The 4,627-nt window shown below is 71.1% G+C and carries 4 protein-coding genes and 1 pseudogene; 3 read left to right on the top strand and 2 right to left on the bottom strand.

The features are described 5' to 3' along the window. Positions 1 to 1,516, bottom strand: a pseudogene (locus G6020_RS11745) (helicase SNF2); the annotation flags it as partial. 92 nt (positions 1,517 to 1,608) lie between these two features. Here G6020_RS11745 and G6020_RS11740 point away from each other — a divergent pair. From G6020_RS11740 to G6020_RS11730, 3 genes are read left to right on the top strand one after another with little or no spacing between them, the layout of a single operon-like run. Beyond that, positions 1,609 to 1,956, top strand: a complete 348-nt coding sequence (locus tag G6020_RS11740) for a metalloregulator ArsR/SmtB family transcription factor (RefSeq protein ID WP_179523520.1) — start codon at positions 1,609 to 1,611, stop codon at positions 1,954 to 1,956. Between the two features lie 46 nt (positions 1,957 to 2,002). Beyond that, positions 2,003 to 2,986 carry an SRPBCC family protein gene (locus tag G6020_RS11735; RefSeq protein ID WP_182610751.1) on the top strand — a complete coding sequence of 328 codons (984 nt, stop codon included), beginning with the start codon at positions 2,003 to 2,005 and terminating at the stop codon, positions 2,984 to 2,986. Between the two features lie 57 nt (positions 2,987 to 3,043). Then, on the top strand, positions 3,044 to 3,631 hold the full coding sequence (locus tag G6020_RS11730; RefSeq protein ID WP_182610750.1) for a dihydrofolate reductase family protein: 588 nt from the start codon (positions 3,044 to 3,046) through the stop codon (positions 3,629 to 3,631). A gap of 40 nt (positions 3,632 to 3,671) precedes the next feature. Here G6020_RS11730 and G6020_RS11725 read toward each other — a convergent pair. Continuing rightward, on the bottom strand, positions 3,672 to 4,627 hold a 956-nt coding region (locus tag G6020_RS11725; RefSeq protein WP_241732683.1), incomplete at its 5' end, for a DUF368 domain-containing protein.

Genomic DNA, 4,627 nt, shown 5'->3' with positions numbered 1-4,627 from the left:
GGATCTCCGGGACCCCGTCGCGCACGGTCAACCGGACGCCGTCGAGGGCGCGTAACGCGGGCACCCCGTCCGCCAGCAGCACAGCCGCGTCGTGCCCGGTGACCCGCCAGGGCCCGGGCGTGACGACCCACCCCCACCCGGCCTCCTCGACTCTCACCGCGAGCTCGAGCGATTCGCGGTCGGCCAGGATCGGTCCGGCGGCACCGAGGTCCCCACCTGTCAGCGGACGACGGCGCGTCGTCTCGGTGCCGTCGCTCATCCGCAACACGTCGAGCCGGGACCACTCCGCGACGAGGTCCGGCCCGTCCGCGGAGTCGGGCCCGGCATAGCGCCGGATCACCAGTTCGAACTCGACGCGGTCTGGTTCCGGCAGCTCCAGGCGACCGGCTCGGTCGACCACCGGGAACGCGTCGACGAGACCGGGGAGGAACTCTCCGCAGAACTCGGCGACGGACTCATCCGGGATCGTCAGCTCACGCCATCGACGCAGATCGCGGGCCACCCCGTGGTCGAGCCGCCCGACCGGGCAGAGCTCCAACACCCTGTCGCGGACCACCGCGACCAGGTCCCCGCGCTCCCCCACGAGTGCGCCCGGCAGGGGGCGGTCGTGTTCCTCGTCGTCGTCGGGCATCTCCTGGGCGCCGTCGGCGTCGGGCAGCACCTCCGCCGCGGCGGTGACCACCACCTGCAGGCCATCGGGTGACCAGGCCGTGAGCCCGACGCGCCGGCGCGGCCCGGGCCGGACGTCGTGCAGGCCGTCATCGGGGACGATCTCCACCTCGGCCTCGGCGGCGGTGGAGATGAGCGGCCACAGTGCGGGGACCTCGGCATCGCACAGGTCCAACCACACCCTGGCCTGACGACGACTACGGGCCAGCGCGTCCACGGCGCGGAACCAGCTTGTCTGGGCGGCGCTCATGTCCGCGGTCCAGCCGTAGCGCAGCCGGTCCCATTCCACCCCCGCCGACTTCCACCGCCCGCCCCTGCCCGGGACCACGATGCGCGCCCGGAGCCGGTTGCCCAACCCGGGCCGCAACCCACCGGTCCAGCCGTCGTCCACGGTCTCGTCCGCCACCACCGACAGCTGCAGTCCATAGACCTCGGACTCCCGCGGTCGGGCCTGCTGCGCCGTGCCGTGCATCATCTCTTCGACCCGCCGCCGCCATTCAGGTACCGGTTCCCCGCCGCCTACCCCGCTGTGTGCGCCGCCGTCCGGATCCACGCCGGCGAACAACATGAGCGCCGCGGCGTGCTTGCACCGCATCGCCACCGGGCACGTGCACGTGCTGAGCTTCGGCCGGGACCAACCGCTCGCATCGGGATGCCCGAAGGCGACCTCGGTCCGATACCGGCGCCCGCCGCTGCCCGTGACCAGTGCGGACAGCGTCCGCGAACCGGGGTTGTAGCTCACGTCGCCGATTGCGTCCGGGTTCACATAAGGGCGCGCACGTGCCAGGGCCGCCGTCCCGACGAACCGCTCGACCTCGGACTCGGGGACCCTCACGCTCGACCGCACGCACCCAGAGTAGGGGCGACCCACGACATCGCGGCGGGCGAGTTGGGCCGCACCATTGACCCGGTCCCCGCCGCGACCTAACATGAAACCAAATGGTTTCATATCACACACGCGGGGTGGATCTCAGTGACGACGACGTGGATCGGTTGTTCCGGGCGCTGGCCGACGCCACACGCCGGGACATCGTCCGTCGCACGCTCACCGACGAGTGCTCCATCTCCGACCTCGCCCATCACTACGACATGTCGTTCGCGGCGGTCCGCAAGCACGTCAACGTCCTCGAGGAGGCCGGACTCGTGACCGACGACCGCCACGGACGCGAACGCCGGATCCGGGGCAACCCCGAGGCGATCCGCAGGGCCCAGACCCTGTTGGACGGCTTCGAGCGCCTCTGGCGGGGGCGCATCGACAGGCTCGACGCCCTGCTCGCCGACGACTGACCACAAGCACAATGTACGACCACCACCGAGGGAGAAGGATCCGATCATGCCAGTGACATCCGTAGACAAGGACCTCGAGGAGCTGACGATGACCATCGTCGCCGACTTCCCCGTGACGGTCCGCCGGCTCTGGGACGCGTACGTGGACCCGCGCCAGCTCGAGAGGTTCTGGGGACCGCCGGAGTGGCCGGCGACCTTCACCCGTCACGACATCTACCCGGGCGGCCGGTCCGAGTACTACATGACCGGGCCGGACGGAGCCCGCAGCGGCGGCTACTGGGAGTACCTGTCCGTGATCGAGGGGGGCTCGTTCGAGATCCTGGACGGTTTCACCGACGAGGACGGCCGCCCCAACCCCGAGATGCCGACGATGCGCGCGGTGTTCTCCTTCGAGGAGACCGACAGCGGCGCCCGCCTGACCACCACCACGTACTTCACCAGCCTCGACCAACTCGAGCAGCTGCTCGAGCTGGGCATGGAGGAGGGCACCCGCTCCGCGATGGCGCAGATCGACGACGTCCTGGCAGACCTGCGCTCCTTCGCCGCCGACCGCGCGACCGCAGCGCAGCTCCTCAGCGACACGCAGGTGCGCTTCACCCGGATCCTGCGGGGCACACCCCAGCAGGTCTGGGACGCACACCACGAGCCGGAACTGCTGAACCGGTGGTTCCACGGCCCCGACGGCTGGGCCCTGGTCGGCTGCCGGGTCGCCTCAGCGCCCGGCGAGACCACCCGCTTCGAGTGGGCCCCCGACGCCGGGGTCGAGGGCGAGGCGTTCGCGCTCGTCGGAGAGCTCATCGAGACCGACCCTCCGCACCGCGAGGTCTTCACCGAGACGATGGAGGGGGCCGACGCGCCACCGACGCGCAACGAGCAGACCCTCACAGCCGTCGGGGACGGGACCCTGATGACGCTCGTCATCACCTACGACAGCGCCGAGCTCCGCGACATGATCCTCGGCACCGGCATGGTCGACGGGATGGAGGCCGGGTACCGGCGGCTCGAGTCGGAGGTCCTGGCCCACGCCTGAGACGTCACCGGGCGCCCTCCCCGCGCCACGACACCAGCGCACACCGAGAGGACCCACATGCGCACGCTCATCATCACCGCCTTCATGTCGCTCGACGGGGTCATGGAGGCACCCGGCGGCGAGGAGGGCTACCGCAACGCCGGCTGGACCTACCGGGACATCCCCTTCGACGAGGCCGCCTACGAGATCAAGGGACGCGAGCAGGACGAGGCCACCGCCCTCCTACTGGGTCGCCGCAGCTACGAGGCGTTCTCCCCGGTCTGGCCGGAGATGACGGAGGACTTCGCCAGGTACAACGGACTACCGAAGTACGTGGTGTCCACCACCCTGACCGCCGACGACCTCGTGGACAACTGGGGACCGACGACCATCCTGCGTTCGGTCGAGGACGTGGCGCGGCTCAAGGAGACCGACGGCGGCCCGATCCTCGTCCACGGCAGCGCGACCCTCGGCCACTCCCTGTCCGAGGCGGGCCTGGTCGACCGGTACCACCTCCTGGTCTTCCCGCTCCTGCTCGGCGCGGGACGGCGCCTCTTCGGCGCGGCCGACGTCGACGCCATCCCGCTAATCCTCACCGAGCACGAGGCCTACGGCAACGGCGTCCAGAAGATGGTCTTCGACGTCGCCCGGAAGGAGGACGACTGACGGTCGACGCCGCAGTTGATCATCGATCCGGCCGGGCCGCCTACTCCCGGTCCTCGAGCGCCGTGACCCGCGGGTCCGGGTCCGTGGTCGCCGCCTTGGCCGCGAAGAACCGTTCGACGGCCAGGACGATCATCACCACCACGACGCCGACCCCCACCGCGGCCAGGACGACCGGCCAGTCGGACCCCGGCGCCAGGATGTCGGCCTCCTCGGTCTGCCAGGGCCACAGGGCCCGCAGGGAGCCGAGCATCAGGCCGGCCATGGCGATGAGGGTGGGCTTGCGGAAGTCCTCGAGCAACCGGTCGAGGATCTTGACGAAGAGCGAGATCCCGACGAGCGCACCGAGCGCGAACACCCCGAGGTAGGCGAAGTTCCGGTCGTCCACGGCTCCGAGGGTCGGCGCGTAGAGCCCCATCGCGAGCAGCAGGTACGAACCCGACACACCGGGCAGGACCAGCGCGCAGATCGCCACCGCGGCGGCCACGAACACCAGCAGGTAGGACGGGTCGCTGATCGTCCCGCTGGGCAACCCGGACAGCACGAACGCCAGCCCCGCGCCGCCGACGAAGATCAGCCCCAGAGCCCAGTTCCGTCCACCCGGGGTGGCCCGCGCCATCCCCAGCGGCACCGCGATGCTCGCCGCGACCATGCCGAGGAACAGCCCGCGTGCGATCTCCGGGCTCCCCTCGACGAAGCCCTTGAGCACCCCGGCCATGGTGAAGACCATCGCCAGCATGCCCACCGCGAGCGGGAGCAGCAGCCACCAGTCCACGTGACGGAAGGCCGCGGACGTGCGCGCCCGGCGGTCCGGGCCGAGGATCGCCGACCGCATCCCGTCCACCACGTGCGCGCCCGAGTCCAGCAACCGTGGGTACACGCCGGTCACCAGTGCGACCGTGCCGCCCGAGACGCCGGGCACGAGCTCGGCCATGCCGATCAGCGCACCGCGCAGTGCGTTCCCGACCATCCCGAGCGGCCCGGGTCGGGCGGGGAGCG

Source organism: Dietzia sp. B19, from assembly GCF_014145155.1.
Classification (GTDB): Bacteria; Actinomycetota; Actinomycetes; order Mycobacteriales; family Mycobacteriaceae; genus Dietzia; species Dietzia natronolimnaea.
This window is presented reverse-complemented; position numbering and strand designations above follow the sequence as displayed.

Excerpts from the sequence above, each read along its gene's own strand:
- G6020_RS11730 (WP_182610750.1), top strand. The coding sequence starts at position 3,044 with ATGCGCACGCTCATCATCACCGCCTTCATGTCGCTCGACGGGGTCATG.
- G6020_RS11735 (WP_182610751.1), top strand. The coding sequence starts at position 2,003 with ATGCCAGTGACATCCGTAGACAAGGACCTCGAGGAGCTGACGATGACC.
- G6020_RS11740 (WP_179523520.1), top strand. The coding sequence starts at position 1,609 with ATGGTTTCATATCACACACGCGGGGTGGATCTCAGTGACGACGACGTG.